This is a genomic window from Streptomyces sp. NPDC043680 (genome assembly GCF_056436685.1).
This window is the reverse complement of the sequence record NZ_JBWKCE010000001.1, coordinates 306,713-332,346: the sequence shown is the minus strand read 5'-3', so window position 1 is coordinate 332,346 and position 25,634 is coordinate 306,713. Positions and strand designations below refer to the sequence as shown.

Here is a 25,634-nt window from a genome sequence, read left to right as displayed (position 1 = left end):
CGCCTTCCCGACTCCAGTTTCGCTGCCGTCACCGGCTCCTCCGATATGTGCGGTCACATGGTGACACGGGCGGGAGGGCAGGCCTCCTCCCTCCCCCAGGTGTCGGTCCGGTAACGGACCCGGCACCCGCTCATTAGACCCTTGACACCCCTAAAGGTCTAGGCCAAGCTCCGGTTACTGGTCTAAACCAATGCGGATCAGATCCCGGCCCCAGGGCAGTACTTGGTGCATGTCACCGCGGCGGGCGAGGGAAGGTGCAGGCAGCATCCCTGAGGAGGGTGGCGTGAAGCGCAAGCTCATCGCGGCGGTCAGTGTCGCGGGCATGATGGTCGGGGTCGCGGCGTGCGGCGGCAACGACGGCGACGGCAAGGGGAAGACCGACGCGGGCGGCGCCAAGGAGATCACCGTCTGGGTGATGGACGGCTCCGCGCCGAAGGCCTGGATCGACGAGGTCAACAAGGAGTTCTCGGCCAAGCACCCGGGCGTCACCGTCAAGGTGGAAGAGCAACAGTGGAAGGGCATCCAGGAGAAGGTCACCACGGCCCTCTCCGAGGACACCCCGCCGGACGTCCTGGAGCTCGGCAACACCCAGGCCGTCGGCTACGCCGTCACCGGCGGTCTCGCCGACCTGACCAAGGACAAGGCCAAGCTCGGCGCCGACGCCTGGCAGAAGAGCATGCTCGCCTCGGCCGAGTACGAGGGCAAGCTCTACTCCGCCCCGTGGTACGCCGCCAACCGCGTCGTCGTCTACGACAAGAAGGCCTTCGCGAAGGCCGGCGTCACCCCGCCGACCACCCGTGACGAGTGGATCGCCGGCCTGGAGAAGCTGAAGGCCGCCGACCCCTCCTCGCAGCCCATCTACCTGCCCGGCCAGAGCTGGTACGTCCTCGCCGGACTCGTCTGGGACGAGGGCGGCGACCTCGCCGTCAAGGACGGCGGCAAGTGGAAGGGCGGACTCGGCACCCCCCAGGCCGCCTCCGCCATGGAGTTCTACAAGAAGCTCCAGTCCTACTCCACCGCTCCCAAGGACAAGGACGAGGCCACCCCGCAGCAGTCCACCGACATCGTCCCCAAGGGCGGCGTCGCCTCCTGGATCGGTCTCGGCTGGGAAGCCGGCGGAGCGGAGAAGGCCCTGAAGGAGGCGGGCAAGGAGGCCGACTTCGGCTACTTCCCGATCCCGGGCAAGACCGCCGACAAGCCGGGCACCGTCTTCCTCGGCGGCTCGAACCTCGCCGTCGCCGAGCGCTCCAAGAACAAGGAGCTCGCCAAGGAGTGGCTGGCCCTCGCCGCCGGCAAGGACCAGATGACCAAGTACGCCGCCGAGACCAAGGGCGCGCTGCTCCCCAACCAGGCGGCCGCCAACTTCACCCCCGCCGCGGGTTCCTTCGCCGAGGCCATGGGCAAGGCCGGCGTCAACGGCAAGATCACCCCGGTCACCCCGAACTGGGCGAACGTCGAGACCGAGCCCAACCCGGTCAAGGAGTTCATGACCAAGGTGCTGAAGGGTGAGGACGCCGCCAAGGCGGGCGAGGCCGCGGACAAGGACATCGCGAGCCGCCTCAACAAGTAGCACCCGACGTACCGGCAGTGAACGCACCGGGGTGTGCGGCCGGCGCCCGCGCGCCCGCCGCACCCCCCGGTCGCGCTTGGACAGACGTAGGCGACGCCCGAACGCAGCCGAGGTAACCACGACATGACCGTGCACTCCCAGGGAGCGGTGACCGCTCCACAGGACGCACCACCCACGTCCGCCGGACGGCAGCAGACGCCGCCCCCCGCCGGGACCACCCCGCCGCCCCCCGGCCGCGGCAGGACCTCCCGCCCCACCGGCTGGCTGCCCTACCTGCTGATCGGACCGGCCGTCCTCAGCCTGGCGACGCTGCTGCTGTACCCGCTGGCCAAGAACGTGATCCTGTCCTTCCAGAAGGTCGACAAGATCGAGTTCATCCAGCGGAAGTCGCCCTTCAACGGCGTTGCGAACTACACCCAGCTGCTCGGCGACACCCACTTCTGGACCGTCGTCCTGCGCACCTTCGCCTTCACCGCCGCCAACGTCGTGCTGATCATGGTGATCGGCAGCCTCGTCGGCATCCTGCTGAACCGGCTCGGCACGTGGATGCGCCTGGTCCTCTCGATGGCGCTGGTGATGGCCTGGGCCATGCCCATCGTCGCCTCCGTCACCGTCTTCCACTGGCTGTTCGACGAGCAACTCGGCGTCATGAACTGGGTGATGCGCACCCTCGGCTTCTCCGGCTACGAGCAGCACAACTGGTTCGAGACCGGCCTCTCCACCCTGACGATCATCACGGTCCTGGTGGTCTGGGGCTCCGTCCCCTTCGTCGCCCTCAACATGTACGCCGGCCTGACCACGGTCAGCGGCGAACTGTACGAGGCCGCGCGCATGGACGGCGCCAACGGCTGGCAGACCTTCTGGCAGGTCATCTTCCCCAACCTCAAGCCGTTCTTCCTCGTGACGACCTTCCTTGAGGTGATCTGGGTCTTCAAGGCCTTCACCCAGGTCTACGCGATGAACAAGGGCGGCCCCGACCGCGCCTCCGAGACCCTTCCCGTCTTCGCGTACGTCGAGGGCCAGAGCCAGGGCCACTACGCCCTCGCCGCGGCGATCTCCGTCCTGACGATCGTGATGCTCGTGATCGTCATGTCCTTCTACTTCCGCCTGATCCTGAAGCAGGAGGAGGAGCAGTGAACACGACCACCGCGCCGAAGCAGGTCTCCCAGGCCGCCCCGACCCCCGCCCGGCAGCTGCGCACGCGCCGCCCGCTGCGCCCGGGGACCCTCGCCAAGAACCTCGGCGCCCTGCTCCTGGCCGCCGTCTTCGTCTTCCCCGTCTACTGGATGTTCTCCTCGGCGCTCAAGCCGTCCGGCGAGATCCTCTCCAAGGACCCGGTCTTCGTCTTCACCCCGACGCTGGACAACTTCACCAAGGCCACCGGCGTCGAGCTGTTCTGGACCTACGTCACCAACAGCCTGGTCGTCACCGTCGGGGCCGTCCTGCTCGCCCTGGTCGTCGCGCTCGCCGCGAGTTTCGCGATCGCCCGGATGAAGTTCAAGGGCCGCAAGGGCCTCGTCCTCGCCGTGATGATGGCCCAGATGGCCCCCTGGGAGGTCATGGTCATCGCGATGTACATGATCGCCCGCGACGCCGAGACGCTGAACAGCCTCCCGCTGCTGACCGCCATCTACTTCGTGATGGTCCTCCCCTTCACCATCTGGACCCTGCGCGGCTTCATCGCCGCCGTCCCGGTGACCCTGGAGGAGGCCGCCCAGATCGACGGCTGCACCCGCGGTCAGGCCTTCCGCAAGGTGATCTTCCCGCTGCTCGCGCCGGGCCTGATGTCCACCTCGCTCTTCGGCTTCATCACCGCCTGGAACGAGTTCGCGATGGTCCTGATCCTGAACAAGGAGAAGACCGCGCAGACCCTCCCGCTGTGGCTGACCCAGTTCCAGACGGCCTTCGGCAACGACTGGGGCGCCACCATGGCCGCGTCCACGCTCTTCGCGCTCCCGGTCCTGGTGATCTTCATCTTCCTCCAGCGCAAGGCCGTCGGCGGAATGACCGCCGGCGCCGTGAAGGGATAACGGCCCATGACTGTCCTTGCGCACCGCACCACCGCGTCCGGTCCGGACGACGGCCTCACCCGCGACGCCCTCGCGGTCCTCCAGCCCGGCTTCGAGGGCACCACCGCCCCCGCCTGGCTGCTGCGCAGGATCGGCGAAGGCCTCACCTCCGTCGGCCTGTTCGGCCGCAACATCGCCTCGACCGGGCAACTCGCCGCGCTCACCTCGCAGCTGCGCGCCGAGCGCGACGACGTCCTCGTCGCCATCGACGAGGAGGGCGGCGACGTCACGCGCCTGGAAGTACGCGGCGGCTCGTCGTTCCCCGGCAACCTGGCCCTCGGCGCCGTCGACGACACCGCCCTGACCCGCGGGGTCGCCCGCGAGCTGGGCCGCAGGCTCGCGGAGTGCGGGGTCAACCTCAACTGGGCGCCGTCCGCCGACGTCAACTCCAATCCGGACAACCCCGTCATCGGCGTACGGTCCTTCGGGGCCGACACCGCCCTCGCCGCCCGGCACACCGCCGCGTACGTCGAGGGCCTGCAAGCCGCCGGGATAGCCGCCTGCACCAAGCACTTCCCCGGCCACGGCGACACCAACGTCGACTCCCACCACGCGCTGCCCCGCATCGACGCGGACCTCGACACCCTCCAGGTCCGCGAGCTCATCCCCTTCAAGGCCGCCATCGAGGCCGGCACCCGGGCCGTGATGAGCGCGCACATCCTGGTGCCCGCCCTCGACCCGACCCGCCCCGCCACGCTCAGCCCGCAGATCCTGACCGGCCTGCTGCGCAAGGAGCTCGGCTACGAGGGCCTGATCGTCACCGACGGCATGGAGATGAACGCCATCGCCGGGACGTACGGCATCGAACGCGGCTCGGTCCTCGCCATCGCGGCCGGCGCCGACGCCATCTGCGTGGGCGGCGGGCTCGCCGACGAGGCCACCGTGCTCCGGCTGCGCGACGCCCTGGTCGCGGCCGTACGGGAGGGGACGCTCCCCGAGGAGCGGCTCGCCGACGCCGCCGCCCGGGTACGGGAGCTGGCCGCCTGGACCCGGCAGGCCCGGGCAGCAGCCGCCGTGCCGGGCGCGCCGGAGGGGGGTGCGCCCGGCATCGGCCTGACGGCGGCCCGCCGCGCGCTGGCCGTGACGGGCGCCGCCGCGCCGGTGTCCGCCCCGTACGTCGCCACCCTCGCACCCGTCGCGAACATCGCGGTGGGCGACGAGACCCCCTGGGGCCTGGCCGCCGAACTGGCCGCGCTGGTGCCGGACACCGCCTCGGGCGTGTACCCGGAGGGCGCCTCGGCCCGGGACGTCCTGGCGGCGGCGGGCAGCCGCACCGTGGTCGCGGTGGTCCGCGACGCGCACCGGCACCCCTGGATGGCCGAGGCCCTGGACGCGCTGGTCGCGGCCCGGCCGGACACCGTGGTGGTCGAGATGGGCCTCCCGCGGGCCGAGCCGCGCGGGGCCCTGTACATCGCCACCCACGGCGCCTCCCGCGTCTGCGGCCGCGCGGCGGCGGAGGTCATCGCGGGGGCGTAACCGGGCGGGCCGCCGCCCGGCGGCAGCCCCGTGCACGACGGAGGGCCGGACCCGCGACAGGGGTCCGGCCCTCCGTACGTACGGCTACAGGCCCTGCCAGGCGGGCTTGTCGGCGTAGGTGTGGCGGAAGTAGTCGGCCAGCTTCAGCTTCGAGGCGGCGGCCTCGTCCACGACGACGGTCGCGTGCGGGTGCAGCTGGAGCGCGGAGGCCGGGACGAGGGCGGACAGCGGGCCCTCGACGCTCTGCGCGACGGCCTCGGCCTTGCCCTCGCCGGTGGCCAGGAGCACCAGGTGGCGGGCGTCGAGTATGGTCCCGATGCCCTGGGTGATGACGTGGTGCGGCACCTGGTCCAGGTCGTCGTCGAAGAACCGCGCGTTGTCGACGCGGGTCTGCTGCGTCAGCGTCTTGATGCGGGTGCGGGAGGCCAGCGAGGAGCAGGGCTCGTTGAAGCCGATGTGCCCGTCGGTGCCGATGCCCAGCAGCTGGAGGTCGACCCCGCCCGCCTCGGCCAGGGCCCGGTCGTACGCCTCGCACGCGGCGACGATGTCCTCGGCCGAGCCGTCCGGGCCCATGAAGGAGGCCTCGGAGAGGCCGAGCGGCTCGACGACCTCGCGCAGCACGACCGCGCGGTAGGACTCGGGGTGCCCGGCCGGCAGGCCGACGTACTCGTCGAGCTGGCAGATCCGGGCCCGGGAGGCGTCGACCTCACCGGCCCTGACCTTGGCGGCGAGCGCTTCGTAGACGGGCAGGGGAGTCGAGCCGGTCGCCACGCCGAGCAGGGCGTCCGGCTTGCGGCGTACCAGGGCGGCCATGGCCTCCGCGATGAGCTCGCCGCCTGCCTTGGCGTCCGGGACGATGACAACTTCCACGCGGGGCCTGCCGATCTGGAGTGCGGTGGTGTGGTATAGACCAATCTAGCAGAGCCCGGGCAGCGCGGGCAGGGGTTCAGGGGGCTCCCGGCCCCCTTTTCCATGGTGGTCCGGATCCCCGTCCGCGGCCTCCCGTCCGAGGCCTCCCGGCCCCGGCTCCACGGCTCCGCTCGAAGCAGCGCGAGCTGCAGGCAGCCGGTGGCGTCCGGGTGCCGGCCGGTCACCCAGCGGGAGTCCGGCGAGGCGGGGAAGGCCACCACGTCGGCGGCCTCCTCGGCCGTACCCACCCGCCGGCCGGGATCGCGGGCAGGGTGATCCATCGGGGTGTCCCGGCAGGCGCGCGACGGCGCGGGGCGGGCGGGGCTGGAGGCGGTGGCGGAGCCGGCCGTACGGGCCTGGCCGCAGTAGCGGACGCCGTACGGGGGGCGCGGGGGGCGATCTCCGTACGGGTCTGGCCTCGGTACGGTCGCCGGTTCCTCTGGGCCACGGTGCCAGGACGGGACCCTCAACCCGTCCGGCACCGTAGCCCGGAGTACTTACGGCCGGCGGGTGTGCGGTTCCCGCGGCCGGGGGAGGTGCCTGCGCGGTCAGGGCAGAGCGCGCGGCTACCTCTATCCGTCCTCCTGTGCGGGGAGGGCGGAAGCTTATGGCAATTGTGGACTAGACCAATCTGTCCTGTCCATCCAATGACGGGGTCTGCGCACCCGTCACTTCCTCCAACAGTACGCGTCCCGGACCCCTCCTGGATACTCCTGAGTAGGGCGGCGTGTGGAATGTCATGGCCCCTACCCGGGGTACGCTCGCCACGTGCCCTCCATGAACGACCTCGTACGCCAGCACACCGCTCTCGGTGAAACCGACCTGGAGTGGCTGCACCTGCTGGTTTCGGAGTGGCAGCTGCTCTCCGACCTGTCCTTCGCCGACCTCGTGCTGTGGGTCCCCACCCTGGACGGCACCCGGTACGTCTCGGTCGCGCAGATGCGCCCGAACACGGGTCCGACCTCCTACCAGGACGACATGGTCGGCCACCTGGTGCCCCGCGGCCGGCGCCCGCTGCTCGATGCCGCCCTCGACGAGGGCCGGATCGTGCGCGAGGGCGACCCGGAGTGGCGCGAGGAGGTGCCCGTACGGGTCGAGTCCATCCCCGTGCGCCGCGAGGGCCGGGTCCTGGGCGTGATCGCCCGCAACACCAACCTGCTCACGGTGCGCACCCCGAGCCGGCTGGAGCTGACGTACCTCCAGTCCGCCTCCGACCTCGCCCAGATGATCGCCGCCGGCTCCTTCCCGTTCCCCGGGCAGCAGGTCGACATGGACGCCTCCCCGCGGGTCGGGGACGGCCTGATCCGCCTCGACGCCGACGGCGTGGTCACGTACGCGTCCCCGAACGCGCTCTCCGCCTACCACCGCCTGGGGCTCGCCTCGGACCTGGTCGGCCAGCACCTGGGCACCACCACCGCCGAACTGGCCCCTTCCCGAGGTCCGGTGGACGAGGCGCTCGTCAAACTCGCCAGTGGCTGGGCCCCGCGCGAGACGGAGATCGAGGGCAACGGCGGGGTCATCCAGCTGCGCGCGATCCCGCTCAAGCCCAAGGGGATCCGGATCGGCTCCCTGGTCCTGTGCCGCGACGTCACCGAACTGCGCCGCCGCGAACGGGAATTGATCACCAAGGACGCGACCATCCGGGAGATCCACCACCGGGTGAAGAACAACCTGCAGACCGTGGCCGCCCTGCTGCGCCTCCAGGCCCGCCGGATGGACTCCGAGGGCGGCCGCGAGGCCCTCAACGAGGCCGTCCGCCGGGTCGGTTCGATCGCCATCGTCCACGAGACGCTGTCTCAGAACCTGGACGAGCGGGTGGAGTTCGACGAGATCGCCGACCGGGTCATTGCGATGGTCTCGGAGATCTCCCCGGGCAAGGTGGACTGCCGGCGCACCGGCCGCTTCGGGATCCTCGACGCAGAAGTCGCCACACCGCTGTCGATGGTGCTGACCGAGATCCTGCAGAACGCCCTGGAGCACGCCTTCACCCAGGGGGAGGGCGGCACCGTGGAGGTGTCCGCGACGCGCACCGGCACCGGCCGCGCCGACGCCCGGCTGCTGATCACGGTGCTCGACGACGGGTCGGGCCTGCCCGAGGGATTCGACCCCCAGCGGGCCGGCAATCTCGGGCTGCAGATCGTACGCACCCTGGTGGAGGGCGAGCTCGGCGGCACGTTCGACATGGTCCGGGCCGAGCCGCGCGGCACCAGGGTGGTCCTGGACGTCCCGGCCAGCCCGCAGAAGTAGCAGGCCGCCGGTCGCGGCGGGAGGCGGACAGCCGACCGTCACTCAGCGTGAGCGAAGGAGTCCCGTCGGCGCCCCGCACAGCACTGAGCCCCGGACCGAAGGGTTCCCGGTCCGGGGCTCAAGAGCACGTTGCTGAGCGCTTGTACGGTGTTACTACGCGCTGCGTCGAGGCTCGAAAGTCAAATGTCAGGCGCTGGCGTTGCGCGCCCGGTTGCGAGCGGCGCGGCGCTTCATGGCGCGGCGCTCGTCCTCGCTGAGACCGCCCCAGACGCCGGAGTCCTGACCGGACTCAAGCGCCCACTGCAGGCACTGCTCCATGACGGGGCAACGGCGGCAGACGGCCTTGGCTTCCTCGATCTGCAGCAGCGCAGGACCGGTGTTGCCGATGGGGAAGAAGAGTTCCGGGTCTTCCTCACGACAAACGGCGTTGTGACGCCAGTCCATGGCTGCTCCATCTCCTTGTATTGCGGGCAGGTTGCTTGTGAATGTGAACGCTTTCACGAATCCCCCCGTGAGGGAAGGGCGACCATCCAGTCACCTGGAAGGTCAGTCGAAGATTCGTGGTGGGGTTCTGGCGGTCTGTTGGGGTGCCGGGTTCTGCGGGCCGTCCCGATCGCCATGAAGAGATTCGCAAACCTCGGACGGGGATACAACCCCTTCCGGAAAGTTTTTTTTGATTCGTCGGTGTCTACTAGGTCACAGCCCTACATCGTGAGGGTGGACCGGCGTGTAAACGTTCGAGTGAAAGGACTTTAGGCCCTTCCACTCACACAATCACACGCAGTGCACGGCGTACGCCTGTGAACCGAACGCTGGTCCGCAGACCGAGATGGTCGCCGTCCATCTGGAAGGGCAGGGGGACCTTCGAATGCAAGGTGAAGTCGGTCAGATCGTGCAGAGACACCGCGTGCTTGCCCTGGGGACCGCGCTCAGGAGTCGAGGTCAGGAGCTGTGTCGCGTACCGCGCGACGGCCGGAGTTGACAAACGGTCCAGCGCCAATACGTCAAGTGCAGTATCGAACGAGGCCTCCGGCGAGGCGTACAGCGGACGATTGCCCAGATACGTCCAGGGGGAGGTGTTGCAGACTATCGACAGCACCAGATCGGCGACGGGATCCGCGCCGGGGCGCTCCAACGTGATCGTTCCGTGCCGCCGGTTCGGCTCATCCCAGAACTGGCGCATCAGCTGCCGTACATACAGGGCGTGCGTCGAACGCTTGCCGCGCTCGCGCTGCTGTTCGACCCGCCCGACCACACCCGCGTCGAAACCGAAGCCCGCGCAGAAGGTGAACCAGCGCGCCGGGACCGACTCGTCCTCCGTGCCCGGGGTGCCGGCCGCGAGGCCGAGTCCCACCGTGCGCTCGCGCCGCTCGCGCAGTGCGTCCAGCAGGGCCCCGGTCGCCTCGACCGCGTCATTGGGCAGGCCGAGCGCGCGGGCGAAGACATTGGTGGAACCGCCGGGGACCACCGCCAGCCCGGGCAGCCGCTCCGGATCGGGCCCGCTGTGCAGCAGTCCGTTGACCACCTCGTTGACCGTGCCGTCGCCGCCCAGCGCCACGACGAGGTCGATGCCGTTCTCCGCGGCCTTGCGTGCCAGGTCCCGGGCGTGTCCCCGGTACTCGGTGGTCACCGCCTCCAGCTTCATCTCGCTGGCCAGGGCGTGGGTGAGCACGTCGCGGGTGCGCGCACTCGTGGTCGTCGCTGCTGGGTTGGCCACGAGAAGTGCACGCATGCACGTCAGCCTACCGACCCGTCCATGGGCCGCCCATACTGCCCGTCCCGTCCGGCTCCGGGGGCACGCGGCTACCCTGCTGGGGTGAGTACCAAGCCCACCCCCGCCCCGGCCCGGACGAGCGCCCCGCTGCCCCGCCGACTGACCGCCGCCGCCGCGCTCACCGCCCTGGAGGGCCTCGCGCTGGCCGGCCTCGGCGCCTACCTGCTGTTCGTGGGCATCGCCGGCGACCCCGACTCCCCCCAGCAGGCCGAGACTGGCGGGATCACGGTGCTCGTGCTCGCCGCGCTGCCCCTGCTCGCGGCCCGCGGGCTGCGCCTGGGCCGCCGCTGGAGCCGGGGCCCCGCGCTGATCACCCAGCTGATGGCGCTGCCGGTGGCGTGGACCCTGTACACCACCGGCGGGGCGATGATCGCCGCCGCCGTCGCGCTGGCCCTGTCCGCCGTGGCGGTGGTGGCGCTGCTGGTGAACCCGACGGCCACCGAGGCCCTGGGCATCGGGCCCGGCGAGCAGACCCGATGACCCCTCCAGGTGCGTACCGGTAGCCCCGTACGCACCTGTCCTACTCCTCGACCAAGAGCTTCTCGCGGAGCTGGGCCAGGGTGCGGGCCAGCAGGCGCGAGACGTGCATCTGGGAGATGCCGACCTCCTGCGCGATCTGCGACTGGGTCATGTTGCCGAAGAAGCGCAGCAGCAGGATCCGCTTCTCCCGCGGCGGCAGCCCCTCCAGCAGCGGCTTGAGCGACTCGCGGTACTCGACGCCCTCCAGCGCCTCGTCCTCCGCGCCCAGGGTGTCCGCGACCGCCGGCGACTCGTCGTCCGTGTCCGGGACGTCCAGCGAGAGCGTGCTGTAGGCATTGGCCGATTCCAGGCCCTCCAACACCTCCTCCTCGGAGATCCCGAGCCGCTCGGCCAGCTCGTGGACCGTGGGGGAGCGGCCGTGCTGCTGGGACAGCTCGGCCGTGGCCGTCGTCAGCGAGAGCCGCAGCTCCTGCAGCCGCCGGGGTACACGTACCGCCCACCCCTTGTCCCGGAAGTGGCGCTTGATCTCGCCGACCACCGTCGGGGTCGCGTACGTGGAGAACTCGACCCCGCGGTCCGGGTCGAACCGGTCCACCGACTTGATGAGGCCGATCGTGGCGACCTGCGTCAGGTCGTCCAGCGGCTCGCCGCGATTGCGGAACCGCCGGGCCAGGTGCTCGACCAGCGGCAGGTGCATCCGCACGAGCCGGTTGCGCAGCTCGGCCTTCTCCGGCGAGCCGTCGGGCAGCGCCCGCAGCTCGATGAACAGGGCCCGCGCCCCGCTGCGGTCCCGTGGATCCGGCAGCACCGAAGCGGGCACCGGGAGGACCGGCGCCTGATCGGTGTCCGGATCCGTGTCCGTCGGCGCATCCGTCAACGGCCCCGCGTGCTGCTCCGGGGCTGCGGCAGCGGCCCCGGGTGGCTGCGCCGCCAGTGGTTCTTCGTGCTGGTTCTCGCTCATAGGGCCCGCCCGTCGCTCCGCCGAGTCCAAAAAGCCGTCTTCCGCATCCGCGTCAGCCGGGTGCGGCCGGGCGTGCTGCTGCTCCGGGATGCCGCCGTCGACCTCGTGCCGTACCCGGGGCCGATCCCCGCCCCGCACCGGGATCTCCCCGCCGCTCACGCCGGGCCTGGACCCGCGCCGCGCTGTTTGTAGAGGCTGATGCTCACCGTACGGTCCTCCTCGACCGTCGACTCGACCTTCCCGGCCAGTGCGGACAGGACGGTCCAGGCGAACGTGTCGCGCTCCGGCGCACGCCCGTCCGTGGTCGGCGCCGAGACGGTCACCTCCAGCGAATCGTCGACCAACCGGAACACGCAGCTGAGGACGGAGCCGGGCACGGCCTGCTGGAGCAGGATCGCGCAGGCTTCGTCCACCGCGATGCGGAGGTCCTCGATCTCGTCGAGGGTGAAGTCCAACCGTGCCGCGAGACCGGCCGTGGCCGTGCGCAGCACTGACAGGTAGGCACCCGCAGCGGGCAGCCGGACTTCCACGAAGTCCTGGGTCCCGGGCTCGCCTGCGATCTGGGACACCCTCACCTCCAAGGTGGTACGAGCTCTGTTCGCCGGTGACGCTACCGCGATCCGGGCGATCGTGTCGCGGCACCCCTCATGACGCCCGCTGCGGACACCCTCGCCTACGGCCAGTGACTGATGGTATGCCCATGGGTACGCACAGTGGCTAGGGGTCTGCGGGTCCAAATCGGGGGAACCGGCGGAGGGTTGAACTACCCCGCCTCAGACGATCGAACCGTCGACAAAACACCACCGCCAGGTCTCGCCCGGTTCGAAGCTGCGCATCACCGGATGGCCGGTGGCCTGGTAGTGCGCCGTGGCGTGCCGGTGGGGGGAGGAGTCGCAGCAGGCGACGTACCCGCACCCGAGGCACATCCGCAGCTGGACCGGGTGACTGCCGAGTGCCAGACATTCCGGGCAGGTCTGGGCAGCCGGGACAGGCTCGGGGCGCGGCAGTTCGGGAACATGCGTGCACTCGCTCATGATGGCCAGCGTACTGAGGTGCGGGCGCCCGAGGACGACCAATTCCGAGGAGAATGGATCTTCGATGGAGGTATTGCCGCTGGTGGCGCTGGTGGCGGGCAGCGCGGTCGTCGCAGGGGTCGCTCGCCGTACGCCGGTGCCGGCGCCGCTGCTGCTGGTCGCGGTCGGGCTGATCGCCTCGTACATCCCGGGACTGCCCGCGTACGGCCTCGATCCGCACATCGTGCTGCCGCTGCTGCTGCCGCCACTGCTCCACACGGCCGCCGTCGACAGCTCGTACCTGGACCTGCGGGCCAACGTACGGCCGGTCGCGCTGCTGTCGGTGGGCTACGTGCTCTTCGCGACGCTCGCCGTGGGCTGTGCGGCGTACCTGGTGGTGCCCGGACTGTCGCTGCCCGTGGCGCTGGTGCTGGGCGCGGTGATCGCGCCGCCCGACGCGGTGGCCGCGACCGCGATCGCGCGCAGGCTCGGGCTGCCGAACCGGATCACGACCATCCTGCAGGGCGAGTCCCTGGTCAACGACGCCACCGCCATCACCGCGTACAAGGTGGCGCTGGCCGCGGCCGTGGGCACCGGCGTGGGCTGGGCGGGCGGGATCGCGGAGTTCCTGCTCGCCTCGGTGGGCGGGATCGGGGTGGGCCTGGTGCTGATGGTGCCGATCCACCACCTGCGCAAGCGGCTGCGGGAGCCGCTGCTGCAGAACACCCTGTCGCTGCTGATCCCCTTCGTGGCGTACGCGGCGGCCGAGCGGGTGCACGCCTCGGGCGTGCTCGCGGTGGTCGTGGTGGCGCTCTACCTCGGGCACCGCAACTGGCAGGTCGACTTCGCCACCCGGCTCCAGGAGGAGGCGGTGTGGAAGATGGTCGCCTTCATCCTGGAGTCGGTGGTCTTCGCGCTGATCGGGCTGCAGCTGCCGGTGGTGCTGCGGGGGCTGGAGGAGTACGAGGGCCTGCACGCGGCCTGGTACGCGCTCGCGGTGTTCCTGGCGGTCGTGGTTGCGCGGTTCCTCTGGGTGTTCCCGGCCACCTTCGTACCGCGGTGGGTGTCGCAGCGGATCCGGGAGCGGGAGCCGGACACCACCTGGAAGGCGCCGGTGGTGGTGGGCTGGGCCGGGATGCGCGGGGTGGTCTCGCTGGCGATCGCCTTCTCGGTGCCGATGAGCGTCCCGCACCGGAACCTGATCCTCTTCCTCACCTTCACGGCGGTGATCGGCACGCTCGTGGTGCAGGGGCTGACGCTACCGCCCCTGATCCGGCTGCTGCGGCTGCCCCAGCGGGACCAGCAGCAGCAGACCCTGGCGGAGGCCCAGGCGCAGAACGAGGCCTCGCGGGCGGCGGAGGAGCGGCTCGCGGAGATGCTGGCCGAGCCGGAGAACGCACTGCCGCCGCCGCTGGCGGAGCGGCTCCGCACGGTGATGGAGCGGCGGCGCAACGCGGTGTGGGAACGGCTGGGCGAGACCAACCCGGTCACCGGCGAATCCGCCGACGACGTCTACCGGCGCCTCGCCCGGGAGATGATCGCGGCGGAGCGGGAGGTGTTCGTGTCCCTGCGCGACCGGCGCCGGATCGACGACGAGATGCTGCGGGGCCTGCTCCGCCGCCTGGACCTGGAGGAGGCGGCGGCCTACCGCGAGGAAGGGGCCTGATCCCAGGCCTGGGGGCGGCCGGTGACGACGGCCGTCAGGGTGGTGCCGCGGGGGAAGGCGCCGGACGCGGTGAGGGCGGCCAGGGCCCAGAGCAGTTTGGCCACGTAGATCCGCTCGACCGGGATGCCGTGCCGCGCCTCGAAATCGGCGGCGAAGGCCTCCAGCTCGGCGGGGACACGGGCGTAGCCGCCGTGGTGGAAGCCCTCCGCCAGGCTCCATTTCCCGGCCGGGCCGCCGAAGGCCGCCCGCTGGAGGGAACGTATCTCCTCCGCGAGGAAGCCCCCCGCCAGCACCGGCACGCCGAGGGCCCGCTGGCCGGGGGCGAGGCCGGCCGCCAGGCCTGCCAGGGTGCCGCCCGTACCGCAGGCCACCGCCACCACCTCGCCCGCGCCGTGCAGCTCGCGCCCCAACTCCGCACAGCCGTGCAGGGCGAGGGCGTTGCTGCCGCCTTCCGGGACCCGGTACGCGGCGTCGGCGCCGGCCGCGGACAGCAGCCGGGCCAGCACCTCGGGGTCGGACTTGCGCCGGTACTCCGCACGGGAGACGAAGTGCAGCCGCATCCCGTCCGCCGCGCACCGGCCGAGGGAGTCGTTGAGCGGCCGGCCTGCCAGCTCGTCGCCGCGGACGATGCCGACGGTGGCCAGCCCCAGCAGCCGCCCGGCCGCGGCGGTGGCCCGCAGATGGTTGGAGTACGCCCCGCCGAAGGTCACCAGCGCCGGAAACCCCCCGGCGACGGCGGCCCGCAGATTGGGCGCGAGCTTGCGCCACTTGTTGCCGGGCAGCTCCGGGTGGACGAGGTCGTCCCGCTTCAGCACCAAGCGCACCCCGTGCCGCTCGAACCGCTCGTCGCGGAGCTCCTCCAGGGCGGAGGGCGGCCGGGGCTGCAGGAGCACGTCAAGGTACGCGGGGCGGTTCACCCGTCCATTGTCGCGGGAGGGGGGCGGGCGGGCGGCGCGACTCCTGGTCATTTGAGGCGGTTCGCCACGCGGGCGCGGAAGGAGTCCATCGTGAAGCCCTTCGGGTCGATCTTGCCCGGCTGCCATTCGAGGTGGCCGATCACCGAGCGTTCCGTCCAGGCGTGGACCCGGCAGAGAGCCGCCGCCGCGCGGGCCATGGCGTCGAGCTGGACCTCCGGCCAGGGGTCCTTGCCGTCGCCCAGGTTTTCGCATTCGAAGCCGTAGAAGTGGCGGTTGCCGTCGGTGTTCGCGTGGTGGTCCGGGGGGAGCCGCTTTTCCGCGATCACCGCCGCCAGGACGTCGGAGTCGCCCGCGCCCGCGTGGTTGGCGCGGCCGTAGCCGACCAGGTGGACCCGGCCGTCCTTGGTGATCACGCCGTGGCAGAGCGGGCCGGGCAGGGCCTCGTCGCCGTCGCGGCAGAGCTGCACGGTGTAGGCCGTGCCGTGGGTGACCGTGTGGTGGACCATCACCCCGTGCACCGGGCCCCAGGGGCCTTTGTGGTTGCGGTTGTGGGTGCGCCAGGCGCCGACCTCGACGACGGTCAGACCCTCGTTGCGCAGGGCGTTGATGAACCGGCTCGCGGACATGGGTGCGGACACGGCCGCCTCCTCTCCGGTGCACGGCGGTCACGTCACGTGTCCACCTCGTTACAGACCGGTGTAGTGGAGGCCACCCCTCCGGGCTAGTGCCTTCGTACGGTGAGCGAGCGAATCCGGACAACCGGGCAGCGTCCTGCCGCAGCAGCGGGGGGTTCGCACGGGCGGGAAGGGTGCCCACGCCGCGGACGGAGTAGTCCCACACTTTTGTGTAATGGTCCCACCACGCTCCGTGCTGAAAAGCTGCTCCCGCAGATCCATGGAGTGATCGAAGGGGAAACACATGTCGGTCCAGGCGGGTTCCGAAACCGAGGCCCAGGCCCCCCAGCGGAGTCTTGGCACCTCGGCCGCGCGGAACTTGGCGACCACGACCAAGTCCGCGCCGCAGATGCAGGAGATCACCTCGCGGTGGCTTCTGAAGGCGCTCCCGTGGGTGTCCGTCCAGGGCGGTACGTACCGGGTGAACCGGCGCCTGAGCTACACGGTCGGTGACGGACGCGTGGAGTTCATCAAGACGGGGACGCAAGTCCAGGTCATCCCGGCCGAGCTCGGCGAGCTCCCCCTGCTGCGCACGTACGAGGACCTGGACGTGCTCACCGAGCTCGCCCGGCGCTGCCGGCAGGTCGACTTCGAGGCCGGCCAGGAGCTGACCTCCTTCGGCAGCTCCTCCGACCGCGTGTTCCTGCTCGCCCACGGCCGGATCGAGCAGATCGGGCCCGGCCCGTACGGCGAGGACGCCGTCCTGCGGACGGTCGCCGACGGCGCCTATTTCGGCGAGGACTCCCTCGTCGACGAGGAGGCGATCTGGGAGTACACCGCCCGCTCCGTCACCTCCGGCACCGCGCTCGTCCTGACCCGCCAGGACTTCCGGCTGCTCGCCGACCGCGTCGACTCGCTGCGCGCGCACGTGGAGGGCGCGCGCTCGCTGCCTGCCCAGCGCACCAACGCGTATGGCGAGGCCGCGATCGACCTCTCCGCCGGCCACCAGGGCGAGGCCGTCCTCCCCGGCACCTTCGTCGACTACGAGGCCAGCCCGCGCGAGTACGAACTCTCCCTTGCACAAACGGTCCTGCGCGTGCACACCCGCGTCGCCGACCTGTACAACCATCCGATGAACCAGACCGAGCAGCAGCTGCGGCTCACGGTCGAGGCGCTGCGCGAGCGCCAAGAGCACGAGATGGTCAACAACCGCGAGTTCGGCCTGCTCCACAACGCCGACTACGACCAGCGCATCCAGCCCCACGACGGCGTGCCCAGCCCCGACGACATGGATCAGCTGCTCAGCATGCGGCGCGGTTCCAAGCTCTTCCTCGCCCACCCCAAGGCCATCGCCGCCTTCGGCCGCGAGTGCAACAAGCGCGGGCTGTATCCGGAGGCGGTCGACGTCGGCGGACACCGGGTGACGTCCTGGCGGGGCGTGCCGATCTTCCCGTGCGACAAGATCCCGATCAGTGACGCGCGTACGACGTCCATCCTCTGCATGCGTACCGGCGAGGAGGAGTCGGGCGTCATCGGTCTCCACCAGCCGGGCATCCCCGACGAGATCGAGCCGAGCATGTCGGTGCGCTTCATGGGCATCAGCGAGCAGGCGATCATCTCGTACCTGGTCACCGCCTACTTCTCCGCCGCAGTGCTGGTGCCGGACGCCCTCGGCGTCCTGGAGAACGTCGAGATCGCCCGCTGGCGCTGAAATGATCACCACCGGTGAGGGGCAGGAAGCCGCGGTCCTGCTGGAGCGGGCAAGAGAAACGGTCAACCCGGAACTGCGCCGGACGATCGAGGGGCTGCCCGGTGCGATGCGGCGCGTGGCGATGTACCACTTCGGCTTCGAGCAGGAGGACGGCACCCCGGCGGCCGGCCACGCGGGCAAGGCCATCCGGCCCGCCCTGGTGCTCGCCGCCGCCCAGGCCCTGCACGGCCCGCACACGGCTGCGGCCGAGGGCGCGGTGCGGGCGGCGGTGGCCGTGGAACTGGCGCACAACTTCACGCTGCTGCACGATGACGTGGTCGACCAGGACGTGCGGCGCCGGGGCCGCGCCACGGCCTGGACCGTCTTCGGGACACCGGACGCGGTCATCACCGGCGACGCCATGATGGCGCTCGCACTGCGGCTGCTGGCGCAGGACCCGCATCCCGCCTCGGCGGCGGCCTCCTCGCGGCTCGCCACCTGCATCATCGAACTGTGCGCGGGACAGCAGGCGGACTGCGCCTTCGAGCAGCGGCCGTACGTCTCGCTCGACGAGTGCCTGAGCATGGCGATGGCCAAGACCGGCGCCCTGCTGGGCTGCGCGTGCGCACTCGGCGCCCTGTACGCGGGCGCCGGGCCGGACGAGGTCGACGCGATGGACGCCTTCGGGCGTGAGGCGGGTCTGGCCTTCCAGCTGATCGACGACCTGATCGGCATCTGGGGGGATCCCGGGCACACCGGCAAGCCCGCCGGGGCCGATCTGCTCGCCCGGAAGAAGTCCCTGCCGGTGGTGGCCGCCCTCACCTCCGGCACCACGGCGGGCGAGGAACTGGCCGCCCTGTACGCGGGTCCCATGACCGGGGGCGACGTGCGCAAGGCTGCCGATGCGGTGGACCGGGCGGGTGGCCGCGACTGGGCGCAGGCCCATGCCGCGGACCGGATGGGCCGGGCGGTGCAGCAGCTGTCGCGGGCCGTGCCGGACCTCGCGGCGGCGGGCGGGCTGCTCGCGCTGGCGGAGTACGTCACGCGGCGCACCAGGTGAGGCCGGGGGAGGGAGCGCGGCAGCAGTAGGAGGGGAAGCGCGGGACGCAAGCCCTGTTCCGGCACCGCATGGTGCCGGAACAGGGCTTTCCGCCGGTGCGGGCCAACTCTAGGATCACTCGCGGTCGTTGACACGTGAGCGAAAGGTGTGGCCAGTGGGACTGGAGATACGTCAGGCGCAGCAGTCGGACCGCGACGCGGTGGCGCGGCTGCTCGACGAGGCCTTCCGCACCGACCCCGTGAGCAGCTGGGTCTTCCCCGACCCGGAGCACCGGGCCGCCGTGCACGGCGCGTTCCTCGGCGTGTTCGTGGACGTGGCGCTGGAGGAGGGCCGGATCGACTACGCGGCCGACGGCTCGGCGGCCGCCCTCTGGCTGCGGATCCCGGCGGGCGAGCCGGAGGGCGAGGACGAGGTCCCGGCCCGGATGCGGGCGGTGGCCGACCCCGGCAACGAGCGGTGCGAGCTGGTCGGACGGCTGACGGGCGCCGTGCACCCGACGGCCGAGGAGCACGAGTACCTGCTGATGATCGCGGTGGCCCCGGACCGGCAGGGCCAGGGGCTGGGGACCGAGCTGATCAGGCCGGTGCTGGAGCGCTGCGACCGGGACGGCGTGCCGGCGTACCTGGAGGCGAGCAGCGAGCGGAGCCGGGGCCTGTACGAGCGGCTCGGCTGGGAGTTCACGGGGACGGCGGTACAGCTGCCGGACGGCCCGCAGATGTGGCCGATGTGGCGCAAGCCGCGGGTGTAGGGGGAGCGCTCGTCGCCGGACGGCCGGGTTGCCCTCGTCCACCGTTGCCGGACCACTACAAGTGAAGTACTTTATGCGACGTGCCCCGGGAGTCGGGGCGCCGTCGAACGGAAGAGAATCGCTTGCGCAAGCTCACGTACTTCATCGCCGCGACGGTCGACGGGTTCATCGGAGCCCCGAACGGCGACGCGGACTTCCTCTACGCGTTCCTCGACCCCGAGTTCATCGACCACCTGAAGGCCGAATATCCCGAGACGGTTTCCGGCCAGGGCCGCAAGCAGCTCGGGATCGAGGGCGCCGCGCCGAAGCGGTTCGACACGGTGCTCATGGGGCGGGGTACATACGAGCCGGGCCTCAAGGCGGGCATGGCCAGCCCGTACGGGCACATGCGCGAGCAGTACGTCGTCTCGCGCTCCCTCACGGAGGCCCCCGACCCCGAGGTGCAGCTGATCAGCGGGGACGTCGCGGCCCGGGTCCGCGAGCTCAAGGCACAGGACGGGCTCGACATCTGGCTGTGCGGCGGCGCGGACCTCGCGGCCCAGCTGGTCGACGAGATCGACGAGTACATCGTCAAGACGTACCCCGTCGTGGTCGGCACCGGCATGCCGATGTCCCGGGCCGGCTTCGGCGTGCGCCCGCTGGAACTGACCGGCTGCGCCGCCCTCGGCGGAGGCCAGGTCATCACCTCGTACACCGTCAAGCGCTGACCCGCCGGAGACGGAAAACCGGCCTACCGTGGAGGTATGGCCGGTGAGCAGCAGCACGAGCACGAGCACGAGCACGAGGCGGTCGCCCCGCAGGCCGGGCACGCGGAACACACGTGCCCGGCCTGCGGGCGCCCCGTCGAGACCGTCGTCCGGCGGCGCAAATCGCTCGGGATCTTCGTCCCGGAGTGGGCTCCGGGTCCCTGCCGGAACCCGGACTGCCCGCGGTACGTTCCCCTGGTGGCCGGCTAGCTCTTCGTGCCCAGGCCGGAGGCGGCGAGGCCGTTCGCCCACAGCTGGTTCACGCGCGCCCGCTCGGTGCTGTTCGGGTAGGCGTTCTGGCAGGAGGTGCCCGGACCGCCGCCCGACATCAGCTCGGAGCACGGGCCCGAGTAGTGGTCGGGCAGGCCGAGCACGTGGCCGGTCTCGTGCGCGGTCACCCGGGTGGAGTTGTACTGCTGGTTCTGCTGGTAGTCGAGGAAGATGTAGCCGCGGCCGTGCCCGTCGGTGCTCGCGTACGAACCGCGGGAGTCACTGCCCTCGTAGTACGCGAAGTTCCCGCCGGAGGAGACCTCCTGCAGCTTCACGTTGGACACCGAGCTGTTCCATATCTGCGTGGAGCGCGATATCTGGCTGCGGAAGCTGGGTGCGTTGCGGGTGTTGTACGTGACGGTCACGGCCAGGAGCCCCGGGTTCGCGGCGCGCTGCTCGGCGACCGAGCGCTGCACGGCCTCGAAGAAGGCGCGGTTCGCGTCCTGGTTCTCCTGGGAGCGCTCGTAGGCGGCGTACGTCGCGGGGCTGCCGGTGGGGGCGGCGGCGCTCGCGGCGGGCACGACACCGCCGAGGGCGGCGGCGAGCCCGAGGCCGATGGCGGTGGCGAGCATGGCCTTGCGGGAGGTGCGGGGCATGCCGGAGGGGCGCATGTGGGGGGCTCCTACTCATCCGGTGTGTGGGGGGTGGGTCGTTCCGGTACCGGAGTCTGAGGGAGCGGGAGCGGTCGGCGGATGATGTCAGCCACCGATAGCGCCGGACTATCGGGAGGATTTCAGGCGCCAACTTCCTTGAGATTGGCGTGATTCGATGGGGTGTCAGTGGCTGGTGCGGTCGGCGGGGGCCGCCCTACCCTCTGGGCATGGAGCTTGAGGTCAGGCACTTGCGCGCCCTGTGCGCCATCGCCGACGCCGGCAGCCTGCACAAGGCGGCGCGGCAGCTCGGCGTGAGCCAGCCCTCCCTGACGACCCAGCTCCAGCGGATCGAACGCGCCCTGGACGGCGAGCTGTTCCTGCGCGAGCGCACCGGCTGCCGCCCCACCCCGTTCGGCCGCACCGTCCTCGGCCGGGCCCGGCCGCTGCTCGACGAGATGACCGCCCTCGTCGCCGAGGCCAGGGCACTGGCCCGCGGGCCGCGCCTGCGCATCGGCTCGACGGCCAGCCGAGCGCTGCCCGGATGGCTGCGCAGACTGCACCGGCGGCATCCGGACACGGAGACCTCACTGGTGGTGGACGTCTCCCCGAACGCCCTGCTGAGGATGGTGGCTTCGGGACAGCTCGACGTGGCGTTCGTGCACGAGGTCGAGGGCAGCCCGCTGCGGGTGCCGGCGGGGCTGGAGCTGCGGGTCCTGATGGAGCGGGAGCCGCAGTTCGTGTCGATGGCCCTGGACCATCCGGCGGCGCGGCGGCCCGTCGTGGAGTTGGGGGACCTCGCGGCCGACCGGTGGACCGTGGACCCGTCCGTGGACGGGGAATGGGACGGGCTGCGGCGGGTGTTCGCCCGGGCCGGGCTGGATCCGCCGGTGCTGCACGCCGATTACCACACCGCGGCCTCCCTGATCCTCTCCGGTGAGGCGGTCGCCCCCTGCCAGCCGACCTCGGGGCCGCGGGACGGCATGGCGATCCGGCCGCTCTCGGGCGACCCGCTGGCGGTCCGGCTGCTGCTCGCGACGCGGCCCGGCGCGCATGCCGAGGTGTACGAGGACCTGCGGGCGGCCTACCGCGAGGCCGCCCTGCGCACGCCGCCGTACCGGGCGTGGCTGCACCACCATGCGAGTCCGCTGCTGGCGGCGTAGCCGCGCCCGGGGCGGAAGGCTAGGGGCGGGCGTAGGGCCGGGTCATGACCTCCAGGTTGTGGCCGTCCGGGTCGGTGAAGTAGGCGCCGCGGCCGCCGAACAGCCTGTTGATGCGGCCGGGCTCGGTGTGGGCGGGGTCGGCGTAGTAGGTGACCCCGACCGCTTCCAGGCGGGCGATCACCCCGTCGAACCGCTCCTCGGCGACGAGGAAGGCGTAATGCTGTGACTGGATGGGCTCGTCGCGCTTCTCGTAGTAGTCGAGGGTCACCCCGTTGCCGAGGTCGACGGGCAGGAACGGCCCGAACGGCGCGCCCACCTCCAACCCCATGACCACGGCCAGGAACTCGGCCGACAGCCGCCGGTCACTGGCGTAGACGGCGGTGTGGTCCAGGCGGACGGGCGGCTGCGGGTGCGGCTGTGCGTCGTGCATGAGTGGTGTGTGTCTCCGTGTCTCGGATGCGCTGGGACGGCGCCGCGCAAGGGCGCCGGGGCAAGAGGACGCGGAGGGGTGGCGGGGCTCTGGCCCGCCCCGTGCTCACGCCGAGGCCGGGAATCCCACTCGTGCATGGCTCAAGGCCGACCCGGCAGTCACCCGCCCGACTGTAGTGATCATCACGGCGGCTCGCAACGCAGTTCCGAGCCCCTGCGCGGCCGCCGCCGCTCTTGACTTCAGCCAACCGCGATATATCGTGTTCTTCGAGAGACGCGATATGTTGCGCGAGTCCGTACGCCCAGGAGGGCCCCATGGCAGAGCAGAAGACGTGGTCCGTCGCCGCACCGCAGAAGCTCACCTTCGACGAGCCGGTGACCGAGGTCCGCGTCCGTGTCGTCGCCGGCACGGTCAACGTCGTCGCCGACGAGGGCCCGGCCCGGCTGGAGGTGGCCGAGGTCGACGGGCCGCCCCTCTACGTGGTGCAGGAAGCCGGTGCCCTCACCGTCTCCTACGAGGACCTGCCCTGGAACGGGTCACAGGGCTTCAAGAAGTGGTTCGAGGGCAAGCCGTGGAAGGCCTGGACCGGTTCGGGCTCCGGCCGCAAGGCGTGGGAGCGCAGCGTCACCGTCACGCTCACCGTCCCCGCCGCCACCCGCGTGCAGCTCGCCGCCGTCAGTGCCGCCGCCGTGGTCTCCGGCATCGCGGGCGGCACCGAGCTCAACGGGGTCTCCGGGGATGCCACGCTGGTCGGGTTGTCCGGCAGCGTCAAGGCGCACACCGTCTCCGGCAGCGTCGAAGCCCAGTCCGTCACCGGCGAGCTCACGTTCCACTCGGTCTCCGGCGGCCTGACGGTGGTCGACGGCTCGGGCGTGAGCGTACGGGCCGACTCGGTCAGCGGGGACATGCTCATCGACCTCGAAGCCGATCCGGCGGCCCCCCGCCCCGTGGACATGACCCTCAACTCCGTGTCCGGGCAGGTCGCCATCCGGCTTCCGCACCCGGCGGACGCACGGGTGGAGGCCAACACCGCCACCGGCGGCCTCTCCAACGCCTTCGAGGACCTGCGGGTCTCCGGCCAGCTGGGCACCAAGCGGATCACCGGCACTCTGGGCTCCGGCACCGGGACCCTGCGCGCCACCACCGTCTCGGGCGCCATCGCCCTGCTGCGCCGCCCCGCCGCCGACGCCCCGGCCGCGCCCCTCGTGCTCGACAAGAAGGTGCTCTGACATGCCGCCCGTCTTCGCCCACGGACGCCTGCGCCTCTACCTGCTCAAGCTGCTGGACGAGGCCCCGCGCCACGGGTACGAGGTGATCCGCCTGCTGGAGGAGCGCTTCCAGGGCCTGTACGCGCCCTCGGCGGGCACCGTCTACCCACGGCTGGCCAAGCTGGAGGCCGAGGGGCTGGTCACGCACGCCACCGAAGGCGGCCGCAAGGTGTACTCCATCACCGACGCCGGCCGCGCCGAACTGGCCGACCGGGGCGGGGAACTGGCCGCCCTGGAACTGGAGATCCGCGACTCCGTCTCGGAGCTGGCTGCCGAGATCCGCGACGACGTACGGGGCGCCGCGGGTGCTCTGCGGCGGGAGATCCGGGCCGCCGCCACCGCGACCGCCACCCCGGTCGAGGACGCCTCCTGGGCCGCGGCCAAGGAGGAGCTGCGCCGGGCCAAGCAGGAGTGGAAGGAGCAGGCCCGCCGGGCGAAGGACGAGAGCCGCCGGGCCCGCGAGGAGGCCCAGCAGGCCCGCCGCCAGGCCAAGGAGGCACAGGAGCGGGCCCGGGAGGAGGTCATACGGATCGCGGGGCAGCTACAGGAGCAGTTCGCCAAGTCGGGCGGGGTCCTGGGCAACCTGGCCGGCAGCTGGCTGGCCGGCGCCACCCCGCCGGTCCCCACGGCCGCGCCCGCCGGAGCGGAGACCGGAGCGGAGGCCGCCCCGAACGCCGGTGCGAAGGCCGACGCCGAGGCCGGAGCCGGAGCCGGAGCCGGTACGGGCTGGGCGGAGGACCTCACCCCGAGCGGCGACGCCGCCCGCGACCTGGACCGGCTGCTCGACCGCTTCCGCGACGACGTGCGCGATGCGGCCCGCGACCACGGCATCACGGCCGCCCAACTGGCGCAGGCGCGCAGCCACCTGGCGGCGGCGGCAGCCCACCTCGCGGACACCCTGCGCTCCGCCCGCTGAGCCCGCCCCCGGCCGGCCCCGCACGAGGGCCCCCGTACCCGCACGGGTCCGCGGGCCCTCGCGGGTCACGGCTTCAGGACGATCTTGCCGAAGAGGTCCCCGGCCGCCAGCTTCTCGAAGCCCTCCCGCGCCCGGTCGAGCGGGAGCACCTCGTCGATCACCGGCCGGACTCCGGTCGTGGCGCAGAAGGACAGCAGGTCCTCCAGCTCGTCCTTGGACCCCATCGTCGACCCGACGACCTTCAGCTCCAAGAAGAAGATCCGGGTCAGTTCGGCGTGCGCCGGGCGGTCCCCGCTGGTGGCGCCCGAGATGACCAGGGTGCCGCCCGGCCGCAGGGACTTGACGGAGTGCGACCAGGTGGCCGCGCCGACCGTCTCGATCACCGCGTCCACCCGCTGCGGCAGCCGCGCGCCCGGCTCGTACGCCTCCAGGGCGCCCAGCTCGACGGCCCGCTTGCGCTTGGCCTCGTCCCGGCTCGTGGCGAAGACCCGCAGGCCCGCCGCCTTGCCGAGGGCGATCGCGGCGGTGGCGACGCCGCCGCCCGCGCCCTGGACGAGCACCGAGTCCCCGGGGCGTACGCCCGCGTTCGTGAAGAGCATCCGGTACGCCGTCAGCCAGGCCGTCGGCAGGCAGGCGGCCTCCTCGAAGGACAGCTCGGCGGGCTTGCGCAGGACGTTCCAGGCGGGGACGGTGACCTGCTCGGCGAAGGTCCCCTGGTAGCGCTCGGTCAGGATGGAGCGCGGCTCGTCCGGGCCGACCCCGTGGCCGCTCTGCCCGATCACGGAGTGCAGGACGACCTCGTTGCCGTCCTCGTCGATGCCTGCGGCGTCGCAGCCGAGGATCATGGGGAGTTTGTCCTCGCCGAGGCCCACCCCGCGCAGCGACCACAGGTCGTGGTGGTTGAGCGAGGCGGCCTTGACGTTCACGGTCACCCAGCCGGGGCGTGCCTCGGGGGCCGGGCGCTCGCCCAGCTCAAGGCCGCTCAGCGGCTGGTCACGGTCGATTCGGGCGGCGTAGGCAGCGAACATGCCGCCAGACGCTACCGCTCGGTAGGGGC

General features: G+C 71.7%; 26 protein-coding genes. 15 read left to right on the top strand and 11 right to left on the bottom strand.

Annotated elements, in window-relative coordinates:
- The first annotated feature begins 283 nt into the window (after positions 1-283).
- The 4 genes from AC0666_RS01470 to AC0666_RS01455 all read left to right on the top strand — a co-directional run bounded on the left by AC0666_RS01470 (position 284) and on the right by AC0666_RS01455 (position 5,115).
- Positions 284-1,570 (top strand): extracellular solute-binding protein, encoded by a 1,287-nt coding sequence (locus AC0666_RS01470; RefSeq protein ID WP_478706900.1) that lies wholly within the window; start codon positions 284-286, stop codon positions 1,568-1,570.
- Positions 1,571-1,693: 123 nt separating this feature from the next.
- Entirely contained in the window at positions 1,694-2,707 is a 1,014-nt protein-coding gene (locus AC0666_RS01465; protein ID WP_468963251.1) for a carbohydrate ABC transporter permease, read from the top strand.
- Between the two features lie 56 nt (positions 2,708-2,763).
- Positions 2,764-3,600: a carbohydrate ABC transporter permease gene (locus AC0666_RS01460; RefSeq protein WP_468963521.1), complete on the top strand. Its 837-nt coding sequence runs from the start codon at positions 2,764-2,766 to the stop codon at positions 3,598-3,600.
- Between the two features lie 6 nt (positions 3,601-3,606).
- Entirely contained in the window at positions 3,607-5,115 is a 1,509-nt protein-coding gene (locus AC0666_RS01455) for a glycoside hydrolase family 3 protein (RefSeq protein ID WP_468963252.1), read from the top strand.
- Between the two features lie 84 nt (positions 5,116-5,199).
- On the opposite strand, the gene nagB is transcribed toward AC0666_RS01455, so the two are convergent.
- A complete protein-coding gene (nagB, locus tag AC0666_RS01450; RefSeq protein ID WP_361717816.1) occupies positions 5,200-5,985 on the bottom strand; it encodes a glucosamine-6-phosphate deaminase in 786 nt (261 codons plus the stop codon).
- An 816-nt stretch (positions 5,986-6,801) separates the two neighbouring features.
- Between nagB and AC0666_RS01445 the strand changes: the two genes are divergently transcribed.
- Positions 6,802-8,271, top strand: a complete 1,470-nt coding sequence (locus AC0666_RS01445; protein ID WP_361717900.1) for a sensor histidine kinase — start codon at positions 6,802-6,804, stop codon at positions 8,269-8,271.
- Positions 8,272-8,457: 186 nt separating this feature from the next.
- Here AC0666_RS01445 and AC0666_RS01440 read toward each other — a convergent pair whose 3' ends face one another.
- A complete protein-coding gene (locus AC0666_RS01440) occupies positions 8,458-8,715 on the bottom strand; it encodes a WhiB family transcriptional regulator (protein WP_003953983.1) in 258 nt (85 codons plus the stop codon).
- Positions 8,716-9,037: 322 nt separating this feature from the next.
- A complete protein-coding gene (locus tag AC0666_RS01435; RefSeq protein ID WP_468581490.1) occupies positions 9,038-10,003 on the bottom strand; it encodes a diacylglycerol/lipid kinase family protein in 966 nt (321 codons plus the stop codon).
- An 84-nt stretch (positions 10,004-10,087) separates the two neighbouring features.
- On the opposite strand from AC0666_RS01435, the gene AC0666_RS01430 reads away from it, so the two are divergent.
- Entirely contained in the window at positions 10,088-10,525 is a 438-nt protein-coding gene (locus AC0666_RS01430) for a hypothetical protein (RefSeq protein WP_468581489.1), read from the top strand.
- A 40-nt stretch (positions 10,526-10,565) separates the two neighbouring features.
- Here AC0666_RS01430 and AC0666_RS01425 read toward each other — a convergent pair whose 3' ends face one another.
- From AC0666_RS01425 to AC0666_RS01415, 3 genes are all read right to left on the bottom strand, one after another.
- Positions 10,566-11,645, bottom strand: a complete 1,080-nt coding sequence (locus AC0666_RS01425) for an RNA polymerase sigma factor SigF (RefSeq protein WP_468963253.1) — start codon at positions 11,643-11,645, stop codon at positions 10,566-10,568.
- On the bottom strand, positions 11,642-12,055 hold the full coding sequence (locus tag AC0666_RS01420; protein ID WP_030153599.1) for an ATP-binding protein: 414 nt from the start codon (positions 12,053-12,055) through the stop codon (positions 11,642-11,644). Before AC0666_RS01420 ends, AC0666_RS01425 begins: the two co-directional genes overlap by 4 nt.
- Positions 12,056-12,259: 204 nt before the next feature.
- A complete protein-coding gene (locus AC0666_RS01415) occupies positions 12,260-12,520 on the bottom strand; it encodes a UBP-type zinc finger domain-containing protein (protein ID WP_468963254.1) in 261 nt (86 codons plus the stop codon).
- A gap of 64 nt (positions 12,521-12,584) precedes the next feature.
- Here AC0666_RS01415 and AC0666_RS01410 point away from each other — a divergent pair, with 64 nt between their 5' ends.
- Complete coding sequence (locus tag AC0666_RS01410) at positions 12,585-14,165, top strand: Na+/H+ antiporter (protein ID WP_468963255.1); 1,581 nt, start codon at positions 12,585-12,587, stop codon at positions 14,163-14,165.
- On the opposite strand, the gene AC0666_RS01405 is transcribed toward AC0666_RS01410, so the two are convergent.
- Positions 14,144-15,082, bottom strand: coding sequence for a 1-aminocyclopropane-1-carboxylate deaminase/D-cysteine desulfhydrase (locus tag AC0666_RS01405; protein WP_468963256.1), 939 nt, complete (start codon positions 15,080-15,082; stop codon positions 14,144-14,146). The two genes, AC0666_RS01410 and AC0666_RS01405, sit on opposite strands and share 22 nt — an antisense overlap.
- Positions 15,083-15,129: 47 nt before the next feature.
- Entirely contained in the window at positions 15,130-15,720 is a 591-nt protein-coding gene (locus tag AC0666_RS01400) for an N-acetylmuramoyl-L-alanine amidase (protein WP_468963257.1), read from the bottom strand.
- Between the two features lie 280 nt (positions 15,721-16,000).
- On the opposite strand from AC0666_RS01400, the gene AC0666_RS01395 reads away from it, so the two are divergent.
- The 5 genes from AC0666_RS01395 to AC0666_RS01375 all read left to right on the top strand — a co-directional run bounded on the left by AC0666_RS01395 (position 16,001) and on the right by AC0666_RS01375 (position 20,150).
- Positions 16,001-17,407: a family 2B encapsulin nanocompartment shell protein gene (locus AC0666_RS01395; protein WP_468963258.1), complete on the top strand. Its 1,407-nt coding sequence runs from the start codon at positions 16,001-16,003 to the stop codon at positions 17,405-17,407.
- Between the two features lies 1 nt (position 17,408).
- Complete coding sequence (locus AC0666_RS01390) at positions 17,409-18,446, top strand: family 2 encapsulin nanocompartment cargo protein polyprenyl transferase (RefSeq protein WP_468963259.1); 1,038 nt, start codon at positions 17,409-17,411, stop codon at positions 18,444-18,446.
- Between the two features lie 154 nt (positions 18,447-18,600).
- Positions 18,601-19,194, top strand: a complete 594-nt coding sequence (locus AC0666_RS01385; protein ID WP_468963260.1) for a GNAT family N-acetyltransferase — start codon at positions 18,601-18,603, stop codon at positions 19,192-19,194.
- Positions 19,195-19,316: 122 nt separating this feature from the next.
- Positions 19,317-19,901: a dihydrofolate reductase family protein gene (locus tag AC0666_RS01380; RefSeq protein WP_468963261.1), complete on the top strand. Its 585-nt coding sequence runs from the start codon at positions 19,317-19,319 to the stop codon at positions 19,899-19,901.
- Positions 19,902-19,937: 36 nt separating this feature from the next.
- Complete coding sequence (locus AC0666_RS01375; protein WP_468963262.1) at positions 19,938-20,150, top strand: hypothetical protein; 213 nt, start codon at positions 19,938-19,940, stop codon at positions 20,148-20,150.
- Here AC0666_RS01375 and snpA read toward each other — a convergent pair.
- Positions 20,147-20,821 carry a snapalysin gene (gene snpA, locus AC0666_RS01370; RefSeq protein ID WP_468963263.1) on the bottom strand — a complete coding sequence of 225 codons (675 nt, stop codon included), beginning with the start codon at positions 20,819-20,821 and terminating at the stop codon, positions 20,147-20,149. The genes AC0666_RS01375 and snpA overlap by 4 nt on opposite strands.
- 209 nt (positions 20,822-21,030) lie before the next feature.
- Here snpA and AC0666_RS01365 point away from each other — a divergent pair, with 209 nt between their 5' ends.
- Positions 21,031-21,963, top strand: coding sequence for a LysR family transcriptional regulator (locus tag AC0666_RS01365; protein ID WP_468963264.1), 933 nt, complete (start codon positions 21,031-21,033; stop codon positions 21,961-21,963).
- Between the two features lie 19 nt (positions 21,964-21,982).
- On the opposite strand, the gene AC0666_RS01360 is transcribed toward AC0666_RS01365, so the two are convergent.
- On the bottom strand, positions 21,983-22,393 hold the full coding sequence (locus AC0666_RS01360; RefSeq protein ID WP_468963265.1) for a VOC family protein: 411 nt from the start codon (positions 22,391-22,393) through the stop codon (positions 21,983-21,985).
- A gap of 314 nt (positions 22,394-22,707) precedes the next feature.
- Between AC0666_RS01360 and AC0666_RS01355 the strand changes: the two genes are divergently transcribed.
- Together AC0666_RS01355 and AC0666_RS01350 are read left to right on the top strand one after the other, a co-directional pair.
- Positions 22,708-23,622 carry a DUF4097 family beta strand repeat-containing protein gene (locus AC0666_RS01355; RefSeq protein WP_468963266.1) on the top strand — a complete coding sequence of 305 codons (915 nt, stop codon included), beginning with the start codon at positions 22,708-22,710 and terminating at the stop codon, positions 23,620-23,622.
- 1 nt (position 23,623) lies between these two features.
- Positions 23,624-24,577 carry a PadR family transcriptional regulator gene (locus tag AC0666_RS01350; protein WP_478706899.1) on the top strand — a complete coding sequence of 318 codons (954 nt, stop codon included), beginning with the start codon at positions 23,624-23,626 and terminating at the stop codon, positions 24,575-24,577.
- 65 nt (positions 24,578-24,642) lie between these two features.
- Here the strand turns inward: AC0666_RS01350 and AC0666_RS01345 are convergent, their stop codons facing one another.
- Positions 24,643-25,605, bottom strand: coding sequence for a zinc-binding dehydrogenase (locus AC0666_RS01345; RefSeq protein WP_361717866.1), 963 nt, complete (start codon positions 25,603-25,605; stop codon positions 24,643-24,645).
- Positions 25,606-25,634: the final 29 nt, after the last annotated feature.